This window comes from Vibrio sinus (genome assembly GCF_023634645.1).
GTDB classification, from domain to species: Bacteria; Pseudomonadota; Gammaproteobacteria; order Enterobacterales; family Vibrionaceae; genus Vibrio; species Vibrio sinus.
In genome coordinates, this window is the sequence record NZ_JAMKMR010000005.1 from 172721 (window position 1) to 196734 (window position 24014).

Below are 24014 nucleotides of genomic sequence, written 5' to 3' on the forward strand. Positions count from 1 at the left end.
ACTATGGTTATGTGCCCATTGCTATGCCACGAATAAGAAGAAAAGCGTCGTGGCACCAACAGCAATAACGACGTAGGGCAGTTGGGTAATAGCATGTTGCATGGGACTGCAACCGGAGCCTTGTGCAGAGATCACAGTGGAGTCACTAAAGAAACATGAATGGCTGCCAGCTGCAGACGCCGAAAGTAGCGCTCCGATAGTAATGTGGACAGGGATATTTAGGTGTGCAGCTAAAGGGAAGACAATTGGCATTGCAACCGCAAAGACTCCCCAAGAAGAGGCGGTGGCAAAGACCAGCCCTCCTGTTACCAGAAAAATCACGGCGGGAAAAAGTTGAGCAGAAAGGAGAGGGCCTACTGTTTCGATGACATATTGGGTAATACCTAGAGCGTCGTTCACATGCTTGAGCATAAAACCACCAATGACGGTTGCTAGGGGGAGGAGCATAACTTTGATGCCGTCATATACTGCGTCGAACATTTCGTTCATTGTGATGAGTTTTTGTAAACCATAAAAACAGATAGTAAATGCGATGGCGACGAACACGCCAGCCAGTAAGTCAATACCAAAGTACCAACTGGCTAAAACGAGTATTGCCATGGGCAACAAAAAATTAATCAGTCCAATTGTTGGGTTCGAGTGAGGTTTGATATCCGCTCCAAAGTCGATATCTTGAACCCCATCTGGCTTGGTTTTGCCTGAGCGTGCTCGCTTTTCCGCGGCTTTCATTGCACCTAAATCTGGTATCTTTTCAGTTGCAACCAAAAAAACCACGACCAACGTGACCCAACCGTAGGCCATATATGGGATCGAGTCGATATAAACGTGAATACCTTGGCCTGCCACCGCGATACCATTAGCTTCAAGGAGTGAGGCAAAAAACACTGCCCAAGTTGATATAGGAATGATGATACAGATTGGTGCAGCAGTTGAATCGACCATGTAAGCCAATTTTTCGCGTGAAATTTTGTAGTTATCGGTGACCTTTTTCATTGAAGATGAGATGGCGATAGCGTTCAAGTAATCGTCGATGAAAATCACGATGCCCAATACGAACGTCATCAACAAAGATTGTTTTCGGCTTTTTATTTTCGTGACCAATATGTTGCTGAAGCTAAGGATGCTGCCGCCTTTTTCTAGAATCGCGATAAGTCCGCCCATTAACCCGCACACTAAGATAATCCAGGCTATTGTGTCATTTACCATCACTTCTAAGGATATATTGACTACCTGTTTTACCGCGTTCTCCGGGTTTAGCATCAGCGCGCCAGCAATCGTGCCACAGAAAAGCGCTTCGACCGTTCTGTGTGTTGTGAGCGCAAAAATTAATACCAGAGTGGTGGGTAATAGGCTTAACCAGCCATAGTCTTGCCCTTTTGGATGAGTTAATCCGATATAGGTAAACAAACCCAATGTAAATAAGACGGTTAGCGAGAGCATTGTATGCTTATTGAAATACCTTACGGGATTGTGGATCACGGAACTTGGATTTGTCATGGCCGTTTTACCTTGTTTTCTGCTGGGTTTACGCGGAGTGGAGCATCCAATCAATTTCTAGTGGTGTAATGAAGCGCTCAAAGTCCGCAAGCTCGGCTTTTTTGCACGCGAGAAACAACTTAATAAACTCGTGAGGGAACATTTCTGTTAACTCGCCCGCTTCCAATTGCGCTAGAGCTTCATGCATTCTAGTAGGTAGACATTGTGCTTGTTCATTTAGAGGTGTAGGGCATTGCTCTGCGAGATATTTGTAACTGGTGAGTACGCTATTTAGGACCGTCGCCACCAGCAGGTAAGGGTTTACATCCGCTCCCGCGATTCGGTGCTCTATGCGTCGATTTTTGCCATCGCTAAGAGGAACCCGCAGCGCCACGCCGCGGTGGTTCTCCGCCCAATTTGCCACAGTGGGTACGTAGCTACCGGGAGTGAAGCGACGATACGAATTAACGTTTGGACAAAGTAATGCGATAGCGCTGTTCGCTTGAGCTAGTATGGCAGAAATGGTTTGATAAAACAGACTAGTATTGGTGCCATCAGTCTGTGCGAACAAATTATTGTCTTGCTCATCGACCAAGCTCAAGTGTACATGTTGCCCGCTGCCTGCTTGATGACTAAATGGTTTGGCCATGAATGTGGCATCAAAGCCATGCTTCCTTGCGATTTGTTTAATGAGTCGCTTTGCCAATATGATGTCATCGCATGCTTTTAGAACATTTTTTGAGTGATTGAAGTTTAGTTCAAACTGACCCGGTGCGGATTCTGATAAAGCGCCAGACGTATTTAGCCCTTGTTGCTGAGCAAGCGTATTAAGGTCGTGCAAAAAATCAGAATAATCATCAAGGCCATCTAAATGGTAGACCTCAGTGTCTTTTTCTCTTTGATTCTTGGCTGGATTTATTGCTGTTTGAAGTTCTCCATTGGGGTCACGATTTCGGTCAAGCAAATAAAACTCAAGCTCTAACGCGATCACCGGATACTGCGCTTTTTGATGTAAGGCATCAAGCATATTCTCGACGATGGTCCGCGGACATAAGGGATGTGAAATTGCTGCATTGTCTTCTGTCATGGTAAGCAGAACCTGGCCTACTTTGGGGTTGGCAGAACATACAAGAGTGCCAGAAATTGGAAAACAAAAATGATCGGGCTCGCCCAGAGCTTCTCCAAGCCCGGCAGCTTCAACGACGTTGCCTTTTGTATCGAGGGAGATAGTCGACAGAGGTAACGCAATTCCTTTTACTAGCTTATCTAATGAGGAAGCCGGAACTCTTTTTCCTCTTGGGGTTGCATTGATATCGGGAAAGATCAGATCGATGTATTCTATTTCTGGCCACTGTTGTTTAAACGCTTCAACTTCTTGTAAGAATGAGTCCATCTGTCTCTCCTTTAATGAGTGCAACCCAACCAGTTTGCATGAACTGAAGCCATGCAAAAACCTTGGTCAAGTAGTTAGTTGTGATACGAATTCTTTGTTCAATAAATCGAACAGCAACAATAACCAATTGTTAACATTTGATTGCAAGGTGAACAATATAAAAACCAAAAATAGGTCAAAGTAAGAGTTTATATGCGGTTTAAATCACAAAAATGCTAATTTTGAAACTTTTGTGTTGAAAATATTTAACATGAATTGTAGTGTTTTTGTTAAATAAAAAGCGCGAGGTGACCATCATGAAGCGAGTATTTCCGCCAGTAATTGGACTTGTTACTTGCTCGAAACAGGTCAAACGGTATGCGGTGCAAGTGGCAAATGAGTGGTATATCGACGTGGTAAAACGTTTCGGTGGCTTACCCATTTTGTTGCCTAGTTCAGTTGGGAGCGTTCAGATCAGAGAACTGCTTAGGCTGTGTGACGGGATACTTTTTCCGGGAAGTCATTCAAATATTGAACCTAGGCGTTATGGAGCGAACCACCATGAACCCTATTTGGACAAAATCAGAGACGATGTTGCGATTGATCTCATTCGTGCTGCTATCGATACCGACAAGCCATGCCTCGGTATATGCCGCGGATTTCAAGAAATGAACGTGGCTTTGGGCGGCACACTTAATCCGTTTTTGCTTCAAACAGGGTACGAGGGGCATGGAGAAGCTGATTCAAATGATTTTAGTGAAGTGTATGCACCGTCTCACTCGGTATGGGTTGAGAAACAAGGCTTATTTTCACAGTGGTTGGAAGACACGAACTTGGATTCGACAAGGATAGAAGTGAATTCACTGCATGATCAGGGTATCGAACGGTTAGCACCTGGTTTATTGGTGGAAGCCAAAGCATCAGATGGATTGGTCGAGGCGTTTAGTTTGCCTGATCAAAAATATTTCATTGGTGTGCAGTGGCACCCAGAATGGAACGCCATTCACAATTCATTCTCTCAACTTCTATTTAGACATTTTATGATGGCGGCTTCTAACCAAGAGTAAGGCCGTCAGAATGGAAAATGAACAGATTGGCAAAAATATTAGTAAGTTAAGAAAGCAGCAAGGCTTGTCACAACGGGAGTTAGCAGAGAAAGCTGGCATTACACATAGCGCTATTTCTTCGATAGAGAATGGCAAGGTAAGCCCCTCTGTGAGCTCGTTGCATAAGATAGTAAATGTGTTTTCTTTGTCGCTATCAGAATTTTTTACTTTAGAGCAGCAAGAAAGTAGAGAAGTACGAGTTGTAGTGAAACCTGAAGAGCTAATCGAAATCGGTAGCGACTCTGTTTCGATGAAGCTTGTAAGCCGAGGAAAACAATCGCAAGTGATCGGCTTTCTCATCGAGGAATACGCCCCCCGTAGCTCCACGGGCAGAGAACAAATTGAGCATGAAGGTGAAGAAGTTGGCACGATTTTACAAGGTACGTTGGAATTAGAATATAACGGAAAAACGTATCAGTTAAAAGCTGGTGAGTCCTACATTATCGATACCACGTTGCCACATAAATTTACCAATCATAGTGATACACCCTGCAAGCTAATTAGTGCACATACTCCAACATCGTTTTGATGTTTTGACTTTAACAAGGCTCGGCGTGGCTGCCGAGCATCTAAATCTGGAAAAGACTATGAAAACGCAGCAAGAATGGCAAGAACTGAAACAAACTCTCGAAATACAAACACAGGCATTCATTAATGGCGAGTACTGTTCTGCTATGGAAAAGCAGCAATTTGAAGTAGTTAACCCAGCTACAGGTGAGGTACTTGGCTGTGTTGCACGTTGCTTGCAAGAGGACGTTGATAGTGCTGTCTCCCATGCGCGCCGCGTTTTTGATGACGGGTCTTGGAGTGATGCTTCACCCACACAGAGAAAAAGCGTGCTATTGCGATTTGCTGATTTGATTGACTCGCACCGTGATGAATTAGCTCTACTAGAAACATTAGATACGGGTAAACCGATCAGCCATAGCTATTCCACCGATATACCGGGCTCCGCCAACGCAATACGGTGGTACGCTGAAGCCATCGACAAAACTTATGGGGAAGTGGCACCAACCGAGAAAGAGGTCCATGCTTTTATTTCTCATCAACCGATTGGTGTGGTGGCTGCTATCGTTCCTTGGAACTTCCCGCTCTGGTTGGCATGTTGGAAATTGGGCCCCGCACTAGCCGCGGGCTGCAGTGTGGTATTGAAACCCTCTGAGAAATCTTCGCTAACGGCAATATTTTTAGGTAAGTTGGCCAATGAAGCGGGCATACCGAAAGGCGTGTTTCAAGTAGTGACTGGCTTTGGACATGAAGCAGGTGAAGCGTTAGCTAGGCATCAAGATGTGAATTGCATTACGTTTACAGGCTCTACCAAAGTCGCTGGCCAACTGATGGTGAGCTCAGGCGAGAGCAATCTTAAAAGGGTATGGGCAGAAGCTGGAGGCAAAAATGCCAATATCATTTTTGATGATTATGAAGATCTTGATAAAGCGGCAAATGAAGCGGCGGCGGGGTGTTTCTACAATCAAGGTGAAGTGTGTGTTGCCGCTACTCGGCTGCTTATTCATAACAGCATAAAAGACGAATTCGTAGATAAATTGCTTTCTGCAACTGAGCGTTTCCAGCCGAAAGATCCTCTGGACCCACAATCCGCTATGGGTGCTCTTATCGATGTCGAACATAAGCGCAAGGTCTTAAACTATATCCGATTGGGAATAAAGGAAGGCGCTAGCTTAATTGGTGGTGAAGAGCCGATAAAAACGGGGGCCTTCTTGTCACCAGCGATTCTCGATAACGTCACCAATTCCATGTGCGTTGCGCAGGAAGAAATTTTTGGCCCCGTTTTGTCCGTTATTACCTTTGAGACTGAAGAAGAAGCGATCCAAATCGCCAATGATTCTAAATATGGTCTTGGAGCGGCGATTTGGACTGACAACATTAACCGCGCGCATCGGGTCGCGAAAAAGCTTGCCGCAGGTACAGTGTGGGTGAATAACTACAACGAAGGTGATATGAGCGTGCCTTTTGGTGGGTTCAAAATGAGCGGTAATGGCAGGGATAAATCATTGCACGCTCTAGAAAAGTTTACAGAGACCAAGACCACTTGGATTCGTCTTAACCCATAAGTGCTGTTTCAAGTCATCTAGCGCAGCAGCGTAAAGCCATAAGCAATAAAAGGAGTTATGAAAATGTCACATACCCGCTCTTATTACGCTAATTCAATTACCGATATACCTGAATATCCGCAACTACGAGACCGTATTAAATGCGATGTGTGTATTATCGGTGCTGGGTTTAGTGGTTTGTCTTCTGCGTTGCATCTTTGTGAGGCTGGCTACGATGTTGTTGTCCTAGAGGGCTGTAAAGTGGGCTTTGGTGCGACAGGGAGAAACGGCGGGCAAGTGGTCAATAGCTACAGTCGCGACGTTGATGTAATCGAAAAGCGTTACGACTCTACTACCGCCAATACATTATGCAGCATGATCTTTGAAGGTGGGGATATCATTCGAGACATCATCAAACGCTATGATGTGGATTGTGATTACAAAGTAGGGGGCGTGTTTGCTGCGCTGAATCAAAAACAGCTTAAAGGGTTGCAGCAACACAAGCGCGACTGGGAACGATTTGGCAACAGCCAGTTAGAACTCCTTGACGCTAATGAACTGAGCCGTGCGCTTGGGACTACCCAGTATGTCGGAGGGCTACTCGACAAACGAGGTGGGCATATTCATCCACTGAAGCTTGCTCTAGGTGAGGCCAAAGCCATTGAGTCCTTAGGCGGGAGAATTTTTGAACAGTCTAAAGTGATTAGCATGGAGAAAAGACATTCTCCGGTTGTGAAAACAGAGTTGGGCGAAGTTCAAGCAAGGTATGTGGTTATCGCTGGGAATGCATACCTTGGTCAGTTGGCACCAAAAATTAGCAACAAAGCTATTCCATGCGGTACACAAGTGATAGCCACTGAGCCTCTTTCCGCAAGTTTGCTAGAAACCATACTGCCGTCCGATTATTGCGTTGAAGATTGCAACTATCTACTCGACTATTTTCGGTTAACGGCTGACAAAAGGCTACTTTTTGGTGGTGGTGTGGTGTATGGCGCAAGAGATCCACAAAACATCGAGGCGTTAGTGAGGCCGAAAATGGAGAAAGTGTTTCCTCAATTGCAAGGCATTAAAGTGGACTATACGTGGACTGGAAACTTTTTGCTGACGTATTCACGTATGCCGCAATTTGGTGTTCATGAGGATAATTTTTACTACTTACAGGGCTATAGCGGCCACGGTGTAACGTGTTCTCATTTAGCTGGAAAGTTATTAACGGAATCTTTATCAGGCCACAGTAACAGGTTTAATGCTTTTGCTTCTCTAAAACATTACGCCTTTCCCGGTGGAAGACATTTGCAAATTCCGCTGACCGCCCTAGGTGCTGCCTACTACAACATTCGAGATAAACTTGCTGTTTAGCTTGGCGTTAAATTCCCGGTGCAACTACAAAGTGTTGTTCTAATGTCCCTGAAACGGCTTGTTTGAGGGGATCTACCGAGTCAAAAGGAAAACTCTATGAGCAAGATCGTTACCTTTGCCGCTCTTCAATTTTCGATGAGTTGGGATATAGAAGAGAATCTGAACAAAATATCGAATGCCATTCGAGAAGCGGCCAGCAACGGAGCGAATGTCATTGTTCCACAAGAACTATTTGCTGCTCCGTACTTTTGCAAAAAACAGCAAGCTAAGTATTTTGAGCTTGCGGAGCCATACATAAGTAGTAAGTTGATTAAACATATGAGTGGCTTGGCTAGAGAGCTTAACGTGGTGATTCCTGTGAGCTACTTTGAGCGCTGCGGGAATACATTTTTCAACTCGTTAGTCATGGTCGATGCAGATGGCGCGGTATTAGACAATTACCGTAAATCTCATATTCCGGATGGACCTGGCTATAGCGAAAAGTTTTATTTTAGCCCTGGAGACAGCGGTTTTAAGGTTTGGCACACCCAATTTGGTGTGTTTGGCGCAGGAATATGTTGGGACCAATGGTTTCCTGAGCTGGCGAGAAGTCTTGTTCTCAATGGTGCTGAAGCCATATTTTACCCCACTGCCATTGGTTCAGAGCCACAAGATGCCAGCCTAGATTCGAGGGATCATTGGCAACGAGTGATGCAAGGGCACTCTGCGGCCAACATGGTTCCTGTCATTGCCTCGAATCGTGTTGGTACAGAAATTGACGATGGGGTTGAAACCACATTTTATGGTTCTTCTTTTATTACTGATAAAACCGGGGCAAAACTCGCGCAAGGCAGTCGAGAAGCAGAGGAAATCATCTATGCGGAAATCGACTTAGATGATGCGAGGAAGGCAAGACATGCTTGGGGGCTATTTCGCGACCGTCGTCCGGAACTGTACTCTGATTTGATGAAATTGTCTGTTTGAGCACGGAGATGGCATGAAACTGACTTCAACCCCTAAGCAAGATGGATTTACCTTTCCTGCAGAATTCTCACCAGTGTCTGATGTATGGCTAGCTTGGCCTGAACGAAAGGACAATTGGCGAGACAATGCCTTGCCCGCTCAACAAAATTTCGCTCAAATTGCCAACGCAATCGCTAAAGTCGTTTCTGTGTATGTTGCAGTGAGCAAGGCTCAGTACGCCCACGCGCTCACTTTATTAGACGACACCGTTAATGTGGTCTTGATGTCCTACAACGATGCGTGGATGAGAGATATTGGGCCAACCGTAGTGACAAACAAGTTGGGTCAAAAGCGAGGGGTCAGTTGGCAGTTTAATGCCTGGGGTGGTGTATTTAATGGGCTATACGACGATTGGAGTGATGACGATCGTGTCGCTCAGTCGGTGTGCGAGTACTCCGGAATCGACTACTATCAAGCCCCATTTGTGCTAGAGGGAGGCGCGATTCACACTGATGGTGAAGGAACGCTTTACACCACTAAGGAGTGTTTGCTCAGTCCGGGGAGAAACCCGCAACTTTCCATGACGCAGATTGAGGAAGGGCTTAAGGACTATCTAGGCATTGAAAAGGTCATTTGGTTAACTCATGGATTGTATAGCGACGAGACTGATGGGCATATCGACAATTTAATTCACGTCATTGCGCCCGCGAAAGTGGTATTGAGTTGGACCGATGATGAGCATGATCCACAGTATTGCCGCTCTCGCCAAACATTACAGGAATTAAGTGAGCAAACCGACGCAAAAGGTAGACGCATAGAAGTCATCAAGTTGCCATTACCCGGGCCACTTAAATATCGAAAAGAAGAGGTACAGTCCATTTTGGCTAAATCCGGCATGATAAGATGCGAGGGGGAAAGGCTGAGTGCTTCCTATGCAAATTTTCTAATGGTTAACCGACATATTTTTTTACCTCAGTTCGAAGAAAAAAATGATCGAAAAGCTGTTGAGATCTTGTCATTGGCCTTACCGGAATATGAGATTATTTCACTCCCGTCTAGAGAAGTTTTACTGGGAGGTGGGAATATTCATTGCATCACTCAGCACATTCCCGCTTAGCCTTTGAAAGAATAATAACCAAATAGGTTGCAGTAATGAAAACTATCCACAACTCAAGTTTGCTCGCAGTACTCAAAGAACAACACCAACAACCTCTTTCCGTCGTTAATCCGGCCAATGGTGAGACGATCGGACAGGTTCCAAAATTAAGCAAAAATGGCATCATTGATGCGATAGAACGCTCGCAAGTTGCTCAGAAGGATTGGGCTGCTTTACCTGCAAAAACACGTTCGGAACGCTTACAACGCTGGTATCAGCTTATTATTGAAAACCAAGAAGACTTAGCAAGAATTTTAACCTCTGAGCAAGGAAAACCGTTGGCGGAAGCTCGAGGTGAAGTAGTGTATGGTGCCAGCTTTATTCAATGGTTCGCAGAAGAGGCGAAGCGAAGTTACGGAGAGTCCATTCCGTCCCCAAGTGCTGACAAGCGGATGGTTACGGTAAAACAACCTGTTGGGGTTGCTTGTGCGATTACGCCATGGAATTTTCCAATTGCCATGATTACGAGAAAAGCAGGCCCAGCTCTAGCAGCAGGATGTAGCTTTATTGTTAAGCCAGCCGAGCTTACTCCTTTGTCTGCGTTTGCTATCGTCGAGCTTGCTCGTCAAGCAGGTATCGATAAAGACGTATTGCAGGTAGTACTAGGGGAGTCACCGCAAGAGGTCGGTGAAATCTTTTCAACCCACCCAATCATTCGCAAACTTTCTTTTACTGGCTCTACACGTGTCGGCAGTATCTTAATGAAACAGTGTGCGGGCGATATTAAGCGTACTTCAATGGAGCTTGGTGGAAACGCGCCGTTTATTGTTTTTGACGATGCGGATATCGACGAAGCGGTGAAAGGAGCGATGGCGTCTAAATTCCGTAATGCCGGACAAACCTGTGTATGCGCCAACCGCTTTTATGTTCACGACAGTATCTATGAAGAATTTGTGACGAAATTTGACCAAGCAGTGCAGAAACTCAAGGTTGGAAATGGGCTAGAACAAGGCGTACACCTTGGCCCAGTAATCAGCGAATCCGCCAAAGCGAATATCCAATTTAGTATCGATAAATTTGTCGAACAAGGTGCATCACCCGTATCACCAACACAACAGCTAGACGGGTTGTTTATACAGCCGATCGTCCTACGTGATGTTAAACATGATATGGAAGGCGTGCAAAACGAATTGTTTGGCCCAGTCGCGCCTGTTATCCGTTTTAGCAGCGATGAAGAGCTTATCGATATGGCTAACGATACCATTTATGGTCTTGCGTCTTATTTCTATAGCCACAACATTAAACGAATTTGGAAAGTCGCTGAAGCTTTACAGTATGGCATGGTCGGTATTAACGAAGGAATGGTATCGAGTGAAGTGGCACCATTTGGTGGTGTGAAACAGTCGGGCATCGGCCGAGAGGGTGCAAGGCAAGGCTTGGACGAATATATGGATGTGAAATATCTCTGTTTTGGCGGTCTGTGATAAATGTAGGAGAGCGAAATGACTAATAACCAGTGGCATGAAAGAAGAAATCAGGTCATCGCAAATGGTATGGGCGCGGTATACCCACTTTATGTTGCCAAAGCAAAAAACGCTTATATATGGGATGTTGAAGGAAATCGCTACATTGACTTTGCTTCAGGTATAGCGGTTACTAATACTGGCCACAGTAATGAGCGTATTGTCGACGCGGTGAAGCAGCAGCTGGATGATTTCTCTCATACTTGCGCAATGGTAACGCCTTATCCATCGTTTGTGCAATTGGCTGAAAAACTGACAGAATTGGCACCAGGCAATTCGGATAAAAAAGCAGTGTTGTTAACCACAGGCGCAGAAGCGGTTGAGAACGCGGTAAAAATTGCACGTGCGCACACAAAGCGATCGGGTGTGATTGCGTTTAAAGGTGGGTTTCATGGCCGTACAAACCTAGCAATGGGGCTCACTGGTAAAGTAGCACCTTACAAATCAGGCTTTGGCCCATTTCCTAGCGATATTTATCACGCACCTTATCCAAATGAATTTCATGGGGTAACCGTTCAGCAGAGCTTATCCGCTTTAGAAGATATCTTTGTTTGCGATATTGAGCCCGAGCGAGTTGCTGCCATCATTTTTGAGCCTGTACAAGGTGAGGGAGGGTTTTATCAAGCACCGGTTCAATGGGTGAAAGCATTGAGAACGTTATGCGACAAGCATGGAATTATACTTATCGCCGATGAGATTCAAACAGGGTTTGCGCGCACAGGTAAAGTGTTTGCAACGGAGTATTTGGATATAGAGCCAGATCTAATGACTATGGCGAAGGGCATTGCTGGCGGCTATCCAATATCCGCGGTAGTGGGTAAAGCAGATATCATGGATTCAGCCGCAATGGGTGGATTAGGCGGCACTTATGCGGGCTCTCCACTTGGTTGTGTAGCTGCATTGGAGGTGATTGACATCATTGAGGAAGAGCAGCTTTGCGTGAAAGCACTCGATATAGGCGAGCAAGTGTCTACGCGGATGCATGAGCTGAGAAAAACGCTACCTCAGATTGGCGATATTCGAATTCTTGGCGCGATGATGGCAATTGAGTTCACTGACCCTGAATCGGGAGATCCTCTTCCGCAGGTAGCAAAAGAGGTCATTTCAAAGGCTCAGGAAGCGGGTTTGATACTACTTGCATGCGGAATTAAATCCAATGTTATTCGATTACTGCCACCTTTAACCATTGAAAATCAGGTATTAAGAGATGGGTTGGACAAATTAGAGATGGTTCTATTGTCCAGTATTAAATGATTTAGAATATCTATTGATTCTTATATTAGTAGTCGAGCGGAGCCCTTGCTACCTATGTTAGCAAGGGCCTTTGTTTTATCTGGAATTTTAAATATGAAATAAACTGCTACATTTAATGAATAAAGGGACTTTATAGTGATTATGTACAATGAAGAAATTAATTATTGCTCTGATAGCTATGATGACATGGAGTGGTTATTCACAGGCTGAGAACAAAATATCTTTTTGTTTTGACCCTTGGCCTCCAGTTCATGAACTTAATGGTAATGGTGAGCCAGAAGGATTATTTATTGATATTGTTAAAGTTATATTCGAAAAAAATCTAAAAATGGAAGTCGAGTATTTGCAGCTACCGTGGAAGCGCTGCCAAAGCTATGTGGCAGATGGAACCGCAGACTTTATGATTACAGTTCAAACGCCTGAGCGTAGTGAGTACTCCGTTGGCACGGAGAAGACGGTCTATGATATGTATAATAGCGTTTACACTTACAAAGGGAATAAACGTTTAGCAGAGATTAAAAAAATATCAAAGCCAAAAGATGTGGCCACTCAAGAATTTACTGTTGTCACGTATTTGGGAAATGGGTGGTATAAAAAGAACTTTTCGCAATATCATATAAATACAACCTATTTAAACAATATTGAGCCTGCAATTCAATTTCTCGCGACAAAACGAGCAGATCTCTATATAGGTGGGGAAATCGTCGCGAATTATCAAATAAAACGACATGATCTGCAAGATAAAATCGTGAATACTAAGATTGGATTTGATCCCTACTTAATGAGAGTTATGATGTCTAAAAAATCTAAATTTATTGAAAACTTACCTGAAATAAATAAAGAACTCAATGCGTTTTTATTGACAACTGAGTATCAAGATATTGTTGACCGATATAGTTTGGAAGAAGGTAACTGAACATCTCGCATCTTATAGTGACCTAAACGGAAAACAACCTGAACATGATGTCCAGGTTGTTTTTTTGTTTAAGTCACTTGTGTATTTTTCGCTAAGAAAGTTTAAAGCGATTGACGATATCGGCAAGGTGGGCGTTGATGTCTGAGATACTATGCGCTTGATCCAGCGCTTGCTGCCCATTGTTATCAAGCTCACCAACAATATCATTAATGGCACTCATGTTACGGCTTAGCTCTTGAGTCACGCTACTTTGCTCTTCTGCCGCGGTAGCGATTTGCGTGCTTAAATCATTGATCTCAGTAACAAAGTCCGTCATGACATCTAGGCTCTCTGCCACTTCACCAGCACCTTCAGCGGTTTGTCCGCATTTTTCCTTTGTGGAGTCCATTGAATCAACCACTGACTGGCTGCCTCTTAATAGACTTGCTAGGGCAGATTCAATTTCTTCTGTACTGTCTTTGGTTCGACTGGCTAGGTTACGTACTTCGTCGGCCACAACAGCAAACCCTCGTCCTTGCTCACCCGCGCGAGCCGCTTCTATTGCAGCATTAAGAGCTAACAGGTTGGTTTGTTCTGCTATGTCTCCGATTACGCCAAGGATGGTATTGATACCATCGGTTTCCTCTGCCATCTTGTTTACGTTTTCTGATGCTACACTGACGTCTTCAACGAGATCTTGCACGTTGGACTGTGCTTGCGTGACCGTGACTTTGGATGCAGAACTTGCGTCGTTCGCTTTTTGGGTAAGCTGAGCGGTATTGGCAGCGTCTGTTGCCATCGCTTCGGCTGTGGAGTTCATTTCTTCTATTGCTGTTACCACAAGCTCAGTTTCTCGAACGTGGTCCTGCAATATGGTTGAGTTGCGCTGGCTTTGGTCCCGCATCTGATCTACGTTTCCGTTGAGCTGGTGTACGGCTTCACTTATATCCAACATCATTGATTGCAGGCTATCAATGAACTTATTGACGCCTTCAGATATTTGGCCGAGGTCGTCTTGAGTGGTGACCGTAATCCGTTGAGTGAGATCACCGTTACCTTCGCTTAAACCGACAATGGTTGCCTTCAAAGCGAGAATAGGTTTGTAGAGAATATTCATCACAAACAAGGCGACGACGACACTGATTATTGTCGCAATAATTGCGGTCATAATGGCGGCTTGCTTTGCATCTGACAGGGCAGCGAAAGCGATGTCTTTATCTAGGCCGGTTATGAAATACCACTTTTTGCCAGCAATGTTGATTTCATGGGAAAAGAAAAGCTTATCCATACCATCGGCATTACCATCATACATAATATGCGACTGACCTACCGCTTTACTTGCGACTTGGTTAAGCCAAGGGGTTTGGTCGGTTTTGCTGCCCGCAGCCACATCTTTTGTCGACGAAGCCAAGATGGTTTTATCCCCACTGAGTATCACTGCTATCGCTCCAGGAATGGTGTTGGCACCTTTAGCAATTTCGTTGAGGAACCCTAACTGCATATCAACAGAAATCATGCCGCTTTTGGTTTTGCGTACAATAGAAACCCAATAGGTATCGCCTTCACTACCTTGGTAGGGCTCAGTGATGGTGGTTGAACTATTTTGCCGAGCCAATTGATACCAACCACGAGTGGTTACATCACCCTCAAATTTGTGATTGGGCCAAGTTTTCGCAGTTTGGTTCCAGTAAGCATCACCATTGGTAAATGCGACAACAGAGCTATTTAGGTTGGCGGCATTGGCAATAATGTGAGTTAATTCGATAAAGTCATCCGCTGTTCCAGTAATGTCTTTGTTGTCAAAGTACTTGCCCAGTTTTTCAAGTCCGTCGACCTTCTCGCCAAGCTGAGCGGAGATTTTGTCTGCTTGACCTTTAACATAGCTTTGATTCGAAGCAGTAATGAGCTCAACAAGCGTTTCTTTTTGCTTTGTATATGCCACGTAACTTGAGACAGAGACTGACACTATCACTAGCAACACAATGAAAATGAGCAGTAGCTGTTTAAATCCTAAATTTCTCATCTTTTCATCCCTATCACTCAGCCAATCACAATTTGTTTTTGGCGAGCTTTAATAACATTCTGATACTTCACTCATTGAGTGTGGTAGTAAATGAGCTAAACACCAAATTTGTCAATAAAGATTGCTATAGTCTTGTCAATACTATTCAAATTGCTAGATTGTGATTTGCTGGGTGTAGAGATTTGAAAAAAGAGAAGTTATTCTACACTTCAGTCCTTATGATACACTTTAAGATAGACATGTTGTTACAGGAGCAGTTATGAAGGTAATCGTAGAGTTTCTTGAGTCAGGCCACTATAGAGATAACCCTTGGGATGATGATGCTTTTATTGAGAAAGGAGAGCGCCGAGCTGTGACCCCTTCCTATGCTGCGCAATTGATCGAGCAAAAAAAGGCGGCATTCCAACGTGTGGACGATGATAAACACAGTGGTTGCTAGGGGATAAAATGTGTAAGCAGGCTCGCTAGTCGAGCTGAATATTGCTACTAAGATTCGAACCCTCAAGAGCCTTTCTAGTTGATCGGCTGTTGGGGGTTTTTCTATTCAACTACGCCTAATAACTGTGAAACCCGGTGTAAAGGACACAATCGTAGAGATGGCGATGAAGAATTCAGGATTATGCGAAACTGGTCGTGGTTGAAAGGTGAAGACTGGCTCCGTTCTGCGTATTCTAAAAACTCCCCCGAAACAAATAGCTTCAATTCCATTCGATACTGCAAATATAGAGCTGATATGGTTATTGGTGTGACAGTTAGAAGCGTACCAATGGAATAGGGAGAAGTACTGCCTGAACGCCTGTTATTAAATTTAGCTCACAATATTAACAGTGCTATTAATTACACTCATGAGACAGTTTTATCATTTGGTTAAGATAATTTTTAATCTCTTAATATGAATAATAATTGGGAGTTTAAATATGAAAAGTGTTTTTTGTCTTACAGCCATTGTTACAATCCTATTTACTGGATACGCTAATGCTGATATACCTGAAAGTGTAATTTGTCCGAGTTCTACAGAAATTAATCATGCGGCTTACCGACTTGAAGTAAAAGATCACTCGCATGGCAGGTATCTTCTACAATCTGAGACTTCAGAACCAAGTAATAATCCATTTACAATTACACTTGTTTTACCAAGTAACCGTGTTGGGGAGGGTCAAGCTCCTATTGGAGTTGGGCAAGATTATTTGATGAGTTTTAATCGAGTGGAGTATTCAGGTAGCGCTCTTGGACTTGATGCCTGTGTTTACAAAGGCAGCTTGGACTCAGTTTTGAATAATAATTATCCGGATGATGCTTCAATAGTTGCTACTAGACCAACTAATAACTCTAACTGATTAGTAAATTTCATGTCATGTGAAATGGATATCTATCCAACATAAATAGAGATTGCTGAATTTTAAAAGGAAGCTTGTATAAGGAGGTAATATTAGCATTGAATAACAGTCCTAACTAGAAAAAGTAAGGACTGTTATCAATCTAAACTAAAATTGACTTTATGGTTAATAACTCAAAAATAATATAAAAGGTAGCAGTGATACTTTCTTAAAGAGATTGGAATTAGGATACTATAAAAATGAATCATAACTGTAGTTCAAAAAGAAGACTGTCAGAAAAATGGTTTCGATCAAGTAATGGCAAAGCTAAGAAATGCTCATCCACTAAAATCTATCCGACTGCTCGTTCCGCTATTCGGCGTAAGATCGAAGAGTGGCACGAACAGAAAGATTGGGAAAAGCTGTGGGAACAGTAGACTGTGTTTCCTATGCTGCCTTATATTGTTTCTCTAGTAAGCCTACGCAGGTAGTCAGTGATGGGAAGCGAATACCATCGTCGCTGATTGTCCTTTTTGTGTGATCCTGTCAGTGTGATTGTAACAGTTTGAAAAAGCTGATACAGGTGTGATTACCAAGATATTCTGATGTAATCACACCACTAGTTTTCTCTGCTCGCTCTTAAGCTTTTCCAGCCGTAGAACCACCATATTTATCTTCAATTTTTCCCCATATAGTCAGAACAGCACTAGCATGTATATTTGGCAGTCTGCCCTTATTTGAAAAGCGCTTACACTGCAGAGTTCTCACTATGTAGATTTATCTACATGGTTTATCTCGTTGATAATGCTCCTTTTCCAAATAGTTTTGAATCTACTTGTAAGTTGTACAGGGGTACTCCTAATTTTGCTCCTTTCATATTATATATCTGGACCTTCAGCGAATAGGATATAAATTCGACTTTTCCAGGAATATTTGGAGATTAACAACGCATACTAAATTCATGCAATGTTATTGAGATATATATCACTAATGTGGGGGTGTTCATTTAATATAGATTTGCTAAACTTATTATTTACACCCATGTTACAAAGAGTATCATTCCATAAGTATGATGGCGTTACGAGAAAGGTTACATTTACGTACAAGAGCTGGCTATAGATGAATTCCTGCAGAAAAGCTATATTTATCTTATATCCTGTACTTGCACTTTCCTTGTTTCCTTACGATGTGTCCGCTTCTGATATTGAGAACCAGTGGAAGCAGTTTTATACACGAGCTTGGAAGGCATCAGAATTAAAGGTAAATAGAAACGAGTTAAAAAATTTTCCTAAAGAACTATTGCATAGTAGTTCACAATACCCACATTTTCAAGTGTTTAGTTGGCAAGATATAGAATTAATTTGGGAGGTCGCAGATTCTTGTAAGCCTCCTGATACGGTTTCAAAAAGGTTGCGCAGTGCTGTGGAGTTTGAATTAGCGTTATGTAGTAATAAAACGTTGGATGATACTTGGTTCAAAAACAATTATACGTTTCATCCGGCTGGAGAAAGTTATGCCGATAGGTATATTCTTCGTTACCCATCAGCAGTTAAGTTACCTAATGTACGAACTAGATTTACTATTAATAACCCTGAGCATCCACTACATAATTTATTAAATGATCTTACATTCAAAGGGGTTGATTTTCTTTTAAAGGGGTATAAGGCCTATATCGTAAAAGGAGATATTTGGTTGAATGGTAACAGCGGGTGGAAATTTATCTCTCAAGAAAAGTGGTTGCCGATAGCTGATAGCTTTGGGTTGGAGATCTCTGATAAAGTTAAAGGATGCTCGTTTTACTATAGTAATATTTGTGTCAATAGGGTTCCGCCAACTGAAAATAGGCTTAAAGTAGCACTTGCAATAGTTAGTACATTATTGTTAGTTGTTTGTTCTAGAGCGCTTTATGTACGCCGACAACAGCAACATGAGCGGCGGTTTTTATTAGAGCTGTTGACTCATGAATTACGAACACCAATCGCGAGCCTAGGTTACACGGTTGAGTTATTGAAAGATAATTTCAATTCTATGGAAGAAAATACTCAATATGCAATTGGTAGACTGATGTCTGATCATCAACGTCTTACACAACTAACCGAAGCGAGCAAAACGTATTTAAGCCACAATAGAGAAGAAAAATATCAATCTAGTGAAGCGTATTTGTCTGAGTGGTTAGATTTTATTACGAATAAGTTCGGGTTATCGTATAGTCTATCAGATGACCGATATGTAAGTTTACCCTATTACTGGCTTACAATATGTTTGGAAAACCTAATAAAAAATGCAATGCAGCATGGCAGTGGAAACATAGAGATATCAGTGTTTGTGTCTACCAAGCTTATTATTGAAGTAAAAGACGAAGGGGAGTTCCCGAATATATACCAAAGAGTATCAAGAGCATTTAGGCCAAGAGGTACAGAGAAAAATATGGGCATTGGTCTTTCGGTAGTATCGAGGCTCATGAGAAAAGTTGGCGGTCGGTTAAGAATTTCGAGAAATCCAACTAGATGTATTTTGGAATTAAGACTATGAATAATATATTGTTGATTGAAGATGACAAACTTTTAGGAGAAGGATTATCCCATTTTTTGGAAAACCACGGATACAAATGTACTTGGTTGCAGAATATTAAGAATATTGAAAAACATTGGATAGTTGCGGATTTGGTGTTACTCGACCGGCAATTAGCTGAAGGTGATAGTGTACATTTTTTACCTCGTTGGCTATCTAATAAAGCCATTCCTGTAATTGTGTTGACCGCAAAAGTAGATGTTGACCAAAGAATAGAAGGGTTGATGGCCGGTGCAAAAGATTATGTAATCAAACCGTTTTCTAATTTAGAGCTACTAGCGAGAATCAATGCGCAACTTAGACCTTTAGGTGAAAGCAACATCTTGTATGAAAGTATCGATATTGATATATCTGCACGTACGGTTAGAAATGCAGGGCAAGCGGTGTCTATGACAACGAAAGAATTTGAGCTTCTTCTATTGCTAATACAAAATCAAGGTAGAGTGTTTCATCGAGAAGAAATTCTGAATAAAATATGGGGCTATCAAGCCTTTCCCACCACTAGAACGGTGGATAATCATATTCTTCGTATTAGAAAAAAACTGCCAGCTTTGCAGATAGATACACTAAGAAGTATTGGCTATCGACTTGTGAAAGTATCATGAAAAAGTCATTTTTATTCGTGGTCTGTTGTACACTAACTCTCCCAGCTTCTGCTTCAACAGGTTGGTTTTCGAGTTCACCACTAAATTCAAGCTACTCAGCTTTAATAAATAAAAACTATCAGTTAGCATGGGAGGAGCTAGAAATTAACCTATCTAGCCAAAAAATCCCAGAAAAGTATTGGGTCCCTATAAAAAATACTATCTTGTCTTCTACAGATTGTGGGCATAAGCTAAAATCCTTCTCAATTAAGGAAGGTAACTTTACAGTCAAGTTGATTAATAAAGATATGCCTTTTCATGACGGGTATCGAATAATAGTATCCTCAGACTTACTTTTAAAACCTGCTAGAGTGGTACTTACTGATCCTAACGATAAAAGTTTGATAGTTGGTGAGCTAGTTCCAAACCCTAGCAGCATTTCTTTAATAAGTATGGATTTCCATCAAGCTCCAAAACCAGGAATCTATCAGCTACGCATCAATGGTAATAGTCATCCTCTTATTATCGAGTCCTTTAATGAAGAAAGATGGGTTACTGTTCAAAATGGAGATCTATATAGTCCGCTTAAAGTACATATCCCGAAAGTGCCAAAAAGTTGTGAACCACAAGAGTTATTATGGGAATGGTCAGATGTAAATTACAAGACTTTGGGATACAGAGATATGAAAATTGTGCGCGATGGTTCTTCAGGTCAAGATTATAGCCGTATACCAAATAAGGACTTTCCGGATAATACGAGATACGTTAGTGCTGTTGTTAGGAAAGTAGAGTTTCAAGCAGGCATTCGAGTAGAATACGTAAATAAAGTAACTGTAATAAACCCATATTATAGATACTCTTCCTATTTTGATATTAAAGAACGCTAATACCTAAAGAAAGCAGGTTGGGTATTATATCATTTAGTAGGCAAGGGCAAAAAGCTAATACATCAACAGAGCTAGTTAGAATTATTATAATTTAGGTATACCTTCTTGCTCGAGAAGAAGATCATGTGCTTGTTTTAGATCTGGTTGAGTAGAAATGATTCCTGAGGTTTCATCTATGCCCGTTATTAATCGGCCTGAATCAGTTAAAATCTCCCTCATTTGTTTTGGCGGCAACGCTCCTAGACCATATGCGTACGCCATACCTTGTAAGCTTGCGACTGCACCCGCTAGAATTGGGTTAGCAGAAGAAGTACCTCCGAATGATTCTGTGTACAGGTTTTCGGAATTGTAGTAACCACCGGCAGTTGTTGTCACATTCATCCCCCATGAAGCACTATCAATACGGCTGCCATAGTTACTAAACCAAGCTCTAGAACCTTTATCTGTAATGGCCGCTACGTATATGGCACCAGAGTCGGTGACATTGCGGTTAAACTTATTATCAAAATACACATGATCTAAGTTTAAGTTTCCATTTCCCGCGGCTAATACAACGTGGATACCTTTCTGGATCGAGTACTTTATCGCATCTTTCCAAGCATAGGAATATTCCACAGGGACTAAGCATCGGTTCTGACAATATGAACCCCAATGGCCTGTGATTTGGAACTGAACACCTATTTGTATGACTGAGCCGGGTTTCAAATGTTGGGCGAGATATACTATTTCTTGAGCCCCACAGTATGACCAACCGAGGCGCGCTTGGTTTGCTATACCTGTTGTGCCAAACCCGTTGTCCAATGAAGCTATGATTCCAGCGCTCATCGTATCATGGTCACCCCAATATGGGTTGTAGGAGTGGTCACCTAAAGAAATAGAAGGATAAGGTAGATCTGAATGTTGGAAGTTGTAGGATCCACACTCCATAGAAACAACATCCACTCCAAGACCTTTACCTCCAGGTTTGTCCCACATGTATTTAGCGTTAATTCCATAAAATAAGCCGTTCTTATTGGTGTCATTTAAATAATACTGCTTATCAAAATAGCTGGAATTAGTCGCTGAATTAGTAGTTAGTGACAAGTTTTCGCTAAGGTTGTTAAGGTTTGTAGGTAGCGCTTCTGGTTCAAGTTGTACATGTTCTACTAAGTCACTATTACTCAAAAACTCATACATTTTTTTAATTGAAGTAGTGTCGTTCGAATCAACTTCAAGACTATAATATCGATCTAAGCCTATGTCTTTATAGCTAGTAGTATCACTTAAAACACCTTTTTGATTAAAGTAAAATAGGGGTGTTGCATTAGTTACTTTAGGAACACTATCTTCAGTAAACTTTACTTTATAGATAATTGAGATCGTTTCCTTTTTATAAATAGACAAATCTACACTGTCAATTATCATGTCATTAGCATAAGAATATGATTTCATTATACTATAGGATATTATTGTTACCTGAAATACTAATAATAATGACTTATTCATGTAGCCTCTCGATTAACGGTTCTGTTCATGTGGGTATTTTTTATAGCGTTACTGTTTATATAGGATAAGATTATAAACAGCGTGGCGATGTAAGAAATATTTCATTATTAACTAATTAATTTTGTTAGCCAGTTTCAAAAATTATTGTTAGTGAAATAAGTCTACTATGCATATGAATAATATTCGGAATATTTCATCCTTAATTTATGTATTCTAATGTGAGCTTGTTCCCATATGTATTATGGAAACAGTAAATTTAAGCCAGATACGGAGTGTGACTCCAATTGAGTAATGGCTTGAGAAAAGCCGTACGGCTCCAACAAGAATTGGAAAAAGTGGTGAGGCCACCACGCGCTTACTTTTTGGAATGGCTCTGTGTAATGGAGTCCTTTAGGCTATCAACGTTGTAATCCATAGCGCTCCAATAACGTATCGAATTCTGTATTTTCAAAGGCGTCAAGTTGTTCATTCAGATAATCTCTAACTTCAACCAGTTCGTCTGTTACAAGGAACTTACGTGAATAGATCTGATGTGGTACAGGGGAAATGTACACTTTATCATGTATGTTTCGTTCATTGAGAATAAAAAATAGTTTACTTCTAGGAACTAAAGTGACATCCAGCCGCCTTTTTAGTAGTTTGGTCACGTTTTCATTAAACGATGTAGTATCTATTCTCAAAATATTTTCGGAACTGGCATACTTATCGATGTCAACGTAATTGTGGCCTAAAACACCACCAAATCGCATACCAAATAGTGAATGAGGGCCTGTATAGTTGACGGGAGCCGAGTTGAGCGACACGATTTCATTTCTCCCGCTCACTACCCTTTGTGTCCAATAATACTTGGTTTTTTCTCGATCATCGAACCACGATGGATTTGCCCATACTACGATACCTTGCTGACCTTCATTTAGGAGGTAATTAATACGTTTTCTGGGCAGATACTGTGGCTTGAATCGCCACTTTCCTTTGCTGTTAATGCTCATAATATGAAATAAAATACTAGTTAGATCATGCTTATCGTCCTCGATGGAAAAAGGCGGAGTTCTATAGTACGTCCATACATTAATTACTTTTGGGGGGGGCTTATCACACGATGACCAGTAGTTGTATATTTTTTTTGCTTCACCGCTTTTGGCCAGTTCCATCACGGCGTGCATAAAATGGAAGGCAACAGATTTTTTATCTACAATAATGGGGAAATTTTCAATGCTAATTGGTTTAAGAGGTTGATATTTAATGTTAGGTTGACTAGAAAACAAAGGAGAAGCCATAGAAAAACCTAAATGATAGGACTGTTCAGTACCACAACAGTCCTCATGCAGATAAATTTTCTCTAATAGCTGTGGTTTACCACTTAAATAACATTGAGCCTCATAGTTATCTATCAAGACTAGATCAAACCGTTTTCGTTTGAACAAGTGAATGGCTTTCTCTATATCGAGTTTATCAATTTCAATATTTTTAGAGGCTATAGGTAGTGAAAACCCCTCTATCACTCCGCCACCTAATGGTACTCCTATCCTAATTTCTTTTAGTTGATAAAGCTCATCGAGTGGTTGGAGGGATAGGGCTACTTTTTTATATGACAGCCCATTGGGAGAGAAGTAGGCATACCTAGCGCGAGTCGAATTAAATTTCATACCAGGGTAAAAATCGATCTTTCCCTTTCGCATTTCTAGCAGTATTCGCTTTTTAGGTAGCCTTTTAATCGTCAGACGGCACCCTATCTTTAGTGCCGCTAAACTGTATAAGTCTCTATAGTAGCCATCGTTATTTTCGAGTGACCCGATTAAGGGGGTTTTACTTTCTGTTTTAAACCCCATAACGATATTACACGCGTGAGATGTATATGAAATCATCGATAAAATGGCAACAAAAAGTAGTATTCCATGTTGACTCATGATTTTCCTCTTTCTTTCGGTGCCAATTCGCATCTGATATATAGTTCGAGCTGCTCATCTGGTAAATTTAAAGTACTAATTAATCTTTGTTTTTATCGTCGTCAGCTCCTCAGCGTTGCGTAAATTCTGCCGACTTTAGTCTCATCCATTAGCCTAACGAGCACAAA

General features: G+C 41.9%; 21 protein-coding genes. 16 read left to right on the forward strand and 5 right to left on the reverse strand.

Annotated features, from left to right (window positions below; genetic code table 11):
- Positions 1 to 21: 21 nt before the first annotated feature.
- Both M9194_RS07545 and M9194_RS07550 read right to left on the reverse strand, forming a co-directional pair.
- Positions 22 to 1440, reverse strand: coding sequence for a Na+/H+ antiporter NhaC family protein (locus M9194_RS07545; protein WP_431769396.1), 1419 nt, complete (start codon positions 1438 to 1440; stop codon positions 22 to 24).
- Positions 1441 to 1525: 85 nt separating this feature from the next.
- On the reverse strand, positions 1526 to 2869 hold the full coding sequence (locus tag M9194_RS07550; protein WP_250612017.1) for a glutamine synthetase family protein: 1344 nt from the start codon (positions 2867 to 2869) through the stop codon (positions 1526 to 1528).
- A 296-nt stretch (positions 2870 to 3165) separates the two neighbouring features.
- On the opposite strand from M9194_RS07550, the gene M9194_RS07555 reads away from it, so the two are divergent.
- The 9 genes from M9194_RS07555 (at position 3166) to M9194_RS07595 (ending at position 13095) form a co-directional block, all read left to right on the forward strand.
- Positions 3166 to 3915, forward strand: coding sequence for a gamma-glutamyl-gamma-aminobutyrate hydrolase family protein (locus tag M9194_RS07555; protein ID WP_250612018.1), 750 nt, complete (start codon positions 3166 to 3168; stop codon positions 3913 to 3915).
- Between the two features lie 10 nt (positions 3916 to 3925).
- A complete protein-coding gene (puuR, locus tag M9194_RS07560; RefSeq protein WP_250612019.1) occupies positions 3926 to 4483 on the forward strand; it encodes an HTH-type transcriptional regulator PuuR in 558 nt (185 codons plus the stop codon).
- A 58-nt stretch (positions 4484 to 4541) separates the two neighbouring features.
- Entirely contained in the window at positions 4542 to 6026 is a 1485-nt protein-coding gene (locus M9194_RS07565; RefSeq protein ID WP_250612020.1) for an aldehyde dehydrogenase, read from the forward strand.
- Positions 6027 to 6089: 63 nt separating this feature from the next.
- Entirely contained in the window at positions 6090 to 7364 is a 1275-nt protein-coding gene (locus tag M9194_RS07570) for an NAD(P)/FAD-dependent oxidoreductase (protein ID WP_250612021.1), read from the forward strand.
- 96 nt (positions 7365 to 7460) lie between these two features.
- On the forward strand, positions 7461 to 8327 hold the full coding sequence (gene aguB / locus M9194_RS07575) for an N-carbamoylputrescine amidase (protein WP_250612022.1): 867 nt from the start codon (positions 7461 to 7463) through the stop codon (positions 8325 to 8327).
- A gap of 13 nt (positions 8328 to 8340) precedes the next feature.
- Positions 8341 to 9423: an agmatine deiminase gene (aguA, locus tag M9194_RS07580; RefSeq protein ID WP_250612023.1), complete on the forward strand. Its 1083-nt coding sequence runs from the start codon at positions 8341 to 8343 to the stop codon at positions 9421 to 9423.
- 35 nt (positions 9424 to 9458) lie between these two features.
- Positions 9459 to 10886 carry an NAD-dependent succinate-semialdehyde dehydrogenase gene (locus M9194_RS07585; RefSeq protein WP_250612024.1) on the forward strand — a complete coding sequence of 476 codons (1428 nt, stop codon included), beginning with the start codon at positions 9459 to 9461 and terminating at the stop codon, positions 10884 to 10886.
- A gap of 18 nt (positions 10887 to 10904) precedes the next feature.
- On the forward strand, positions 10905 to 12179 hold the full coding sequence (gene gabT, locus M9194_RS07590; RefSeq protein WP_250612025.1) for a 4-aminobutyrate--2-oxoglutarate transaminase: 1275 nt from the start codon (positions 10905 to 10907) through the stop codon (positions 12177 to 12179).
- 148 nt (positions 12180 to 12327) lie between these two features.
- Entirely contained in the window at positions 12328 to 13095 is a 768-nt protein-coding gene (locus M9194_RS07595) for a substrate-binding periplasmic protein (protein ID WP_250612026.1), read from the forward strand.
- Positions 13096 to 13186: 91 nt separating this feature from the next.
- Here M9194_RS07595 and M9194_RS07600 read toward each other — a convergent pair whose 3' ends face one another.
- Entirely contained in the window at positions 13187 to 15097 is a 1911-nt protein-coding gene (locus tag M9194_RS07600) for a methyl-accepting chemotaxis protein (protein ID WP_250612027.1), read from the reverse strand.
- Positions 15098 to 15356: 259 nt separating this feature from the next.
- Between M9194_RS07600 and M9194_RS07605 the strand changes: the two genes are divergently transcribed.
- From M9194_RS07605 to M9194_RS07630, 7 genes are all read left to right on the forward strand, one after another.
- Positions 15357 to 15536, forward strand: a complete 180-nt coding sequence (locus tag M9194_RS07605; protein ID WP_250612028.1) for a hypothetical protein — start codon at positions 15357 to 15359, stop codon at positions 15534 to 15536.
- 124 nt (positions 15537 to 15660) lie between these two features.
- A complete protein-coding gene (locus M9194_RS21815; RefSeq protein ID WP_431769397.1) occupies positions 15661 to 15738 on the forward strand; it encodes an IS1-like element transposase in 78 nt (25 codons plus the stop codon).
- 276 nt (positions 15739 to 16014) lie between these two features.
- Positions 16015 to 16434 (forward strand): hypothetical protein, encoded by a 420-nt coding sequence (locus M9194_RS07610; protein WP_250612029.1) that lies wholly within the window; start codon positions 16015 to 16017, stop codon positions 16432 to 16434.
- Positions 16435 to 16673: 239 nt separating this feature from the next.
- Positions 16674 to 16850, forward strand: coding sequence for a hypothetical protein (locus tag M9194_RS07615; RefSeq protein WP_250612030.1), 177 nt, complete (start codon positions 16674 to 16676; stop codon positions 16848 to 16850).
- A gap of 682 nt (positions 16851 to 17532) precedes the next feature.
- The gene (locus tag M9194_RS07620; RefSeq protein WP_250612031.1) at positions 17533 to 18945 is read left to right on the forward strand and encodes an ATP-binding protein; all 1413 of its coding nucleotides are present in this window, start codon (positions 17533 to 17535) and stop codon (positions 18943 to 18945) included.
- Complete coding sequence (locus M9194_RS07625; protein WP_250612032.1) at positions 18942 to 19589, forward strand: response regulator transcription factor; 648 nt, start codon at positions 18942 to 18944, stop codon at positions 19587 to 19589. The genes M9194_RS07620 and M9194_RS07625 overlap by 4 nt, the downstream gene beginning before the upstream one ends.
- Complete coding sequence (locus M9194_RS07630) at positions 19586 to 20455, forward strand: DUF2861 family protein (RefSeq protein ID WP_250612033.1); 870 nt, start codon at positions 19586 to 19588, stop codon at positions 20453 to 20455. Before M9194_RS07625 ends, M9194_RS07630 begins: the two co-directional genes overlap by 4 nt.
- 84 nt (positions 20456 to 20539) lie before the next feature.
- Here the strand turns inward: M9194_RS07630 and M9194_RS07635 are convergent, their stop codons facing one another.
- Together M9194_RS07635 and M9194_RS07640 are read right to left on the reverse strand one after the other, a co-directional pair.
- Entirely contained in the window at positions 20540 to 21940 is a 1401-nt protein-coding gene (locus M9194_RS07635) for a S8 family serine peptidase (RefSeq protein ID WP_250612034.1), read from the reverse strand.
- A 398-nt stretch (positions 21941 to 22338) separates the two neighbouring features.
- Complete coding sequence (locus tag M9194_RS07640) at positions 22339 to 23847, reverse strand: transporter substrate-binding domain-containing protein (RefSeq protein WP_250612035.1); 1509 nt, start codon at positions 23845 to 23847, stop codon at positions 22339 to 22341.
- Positions 23848 to 24014: the final 167 nt, after the last annotated feature.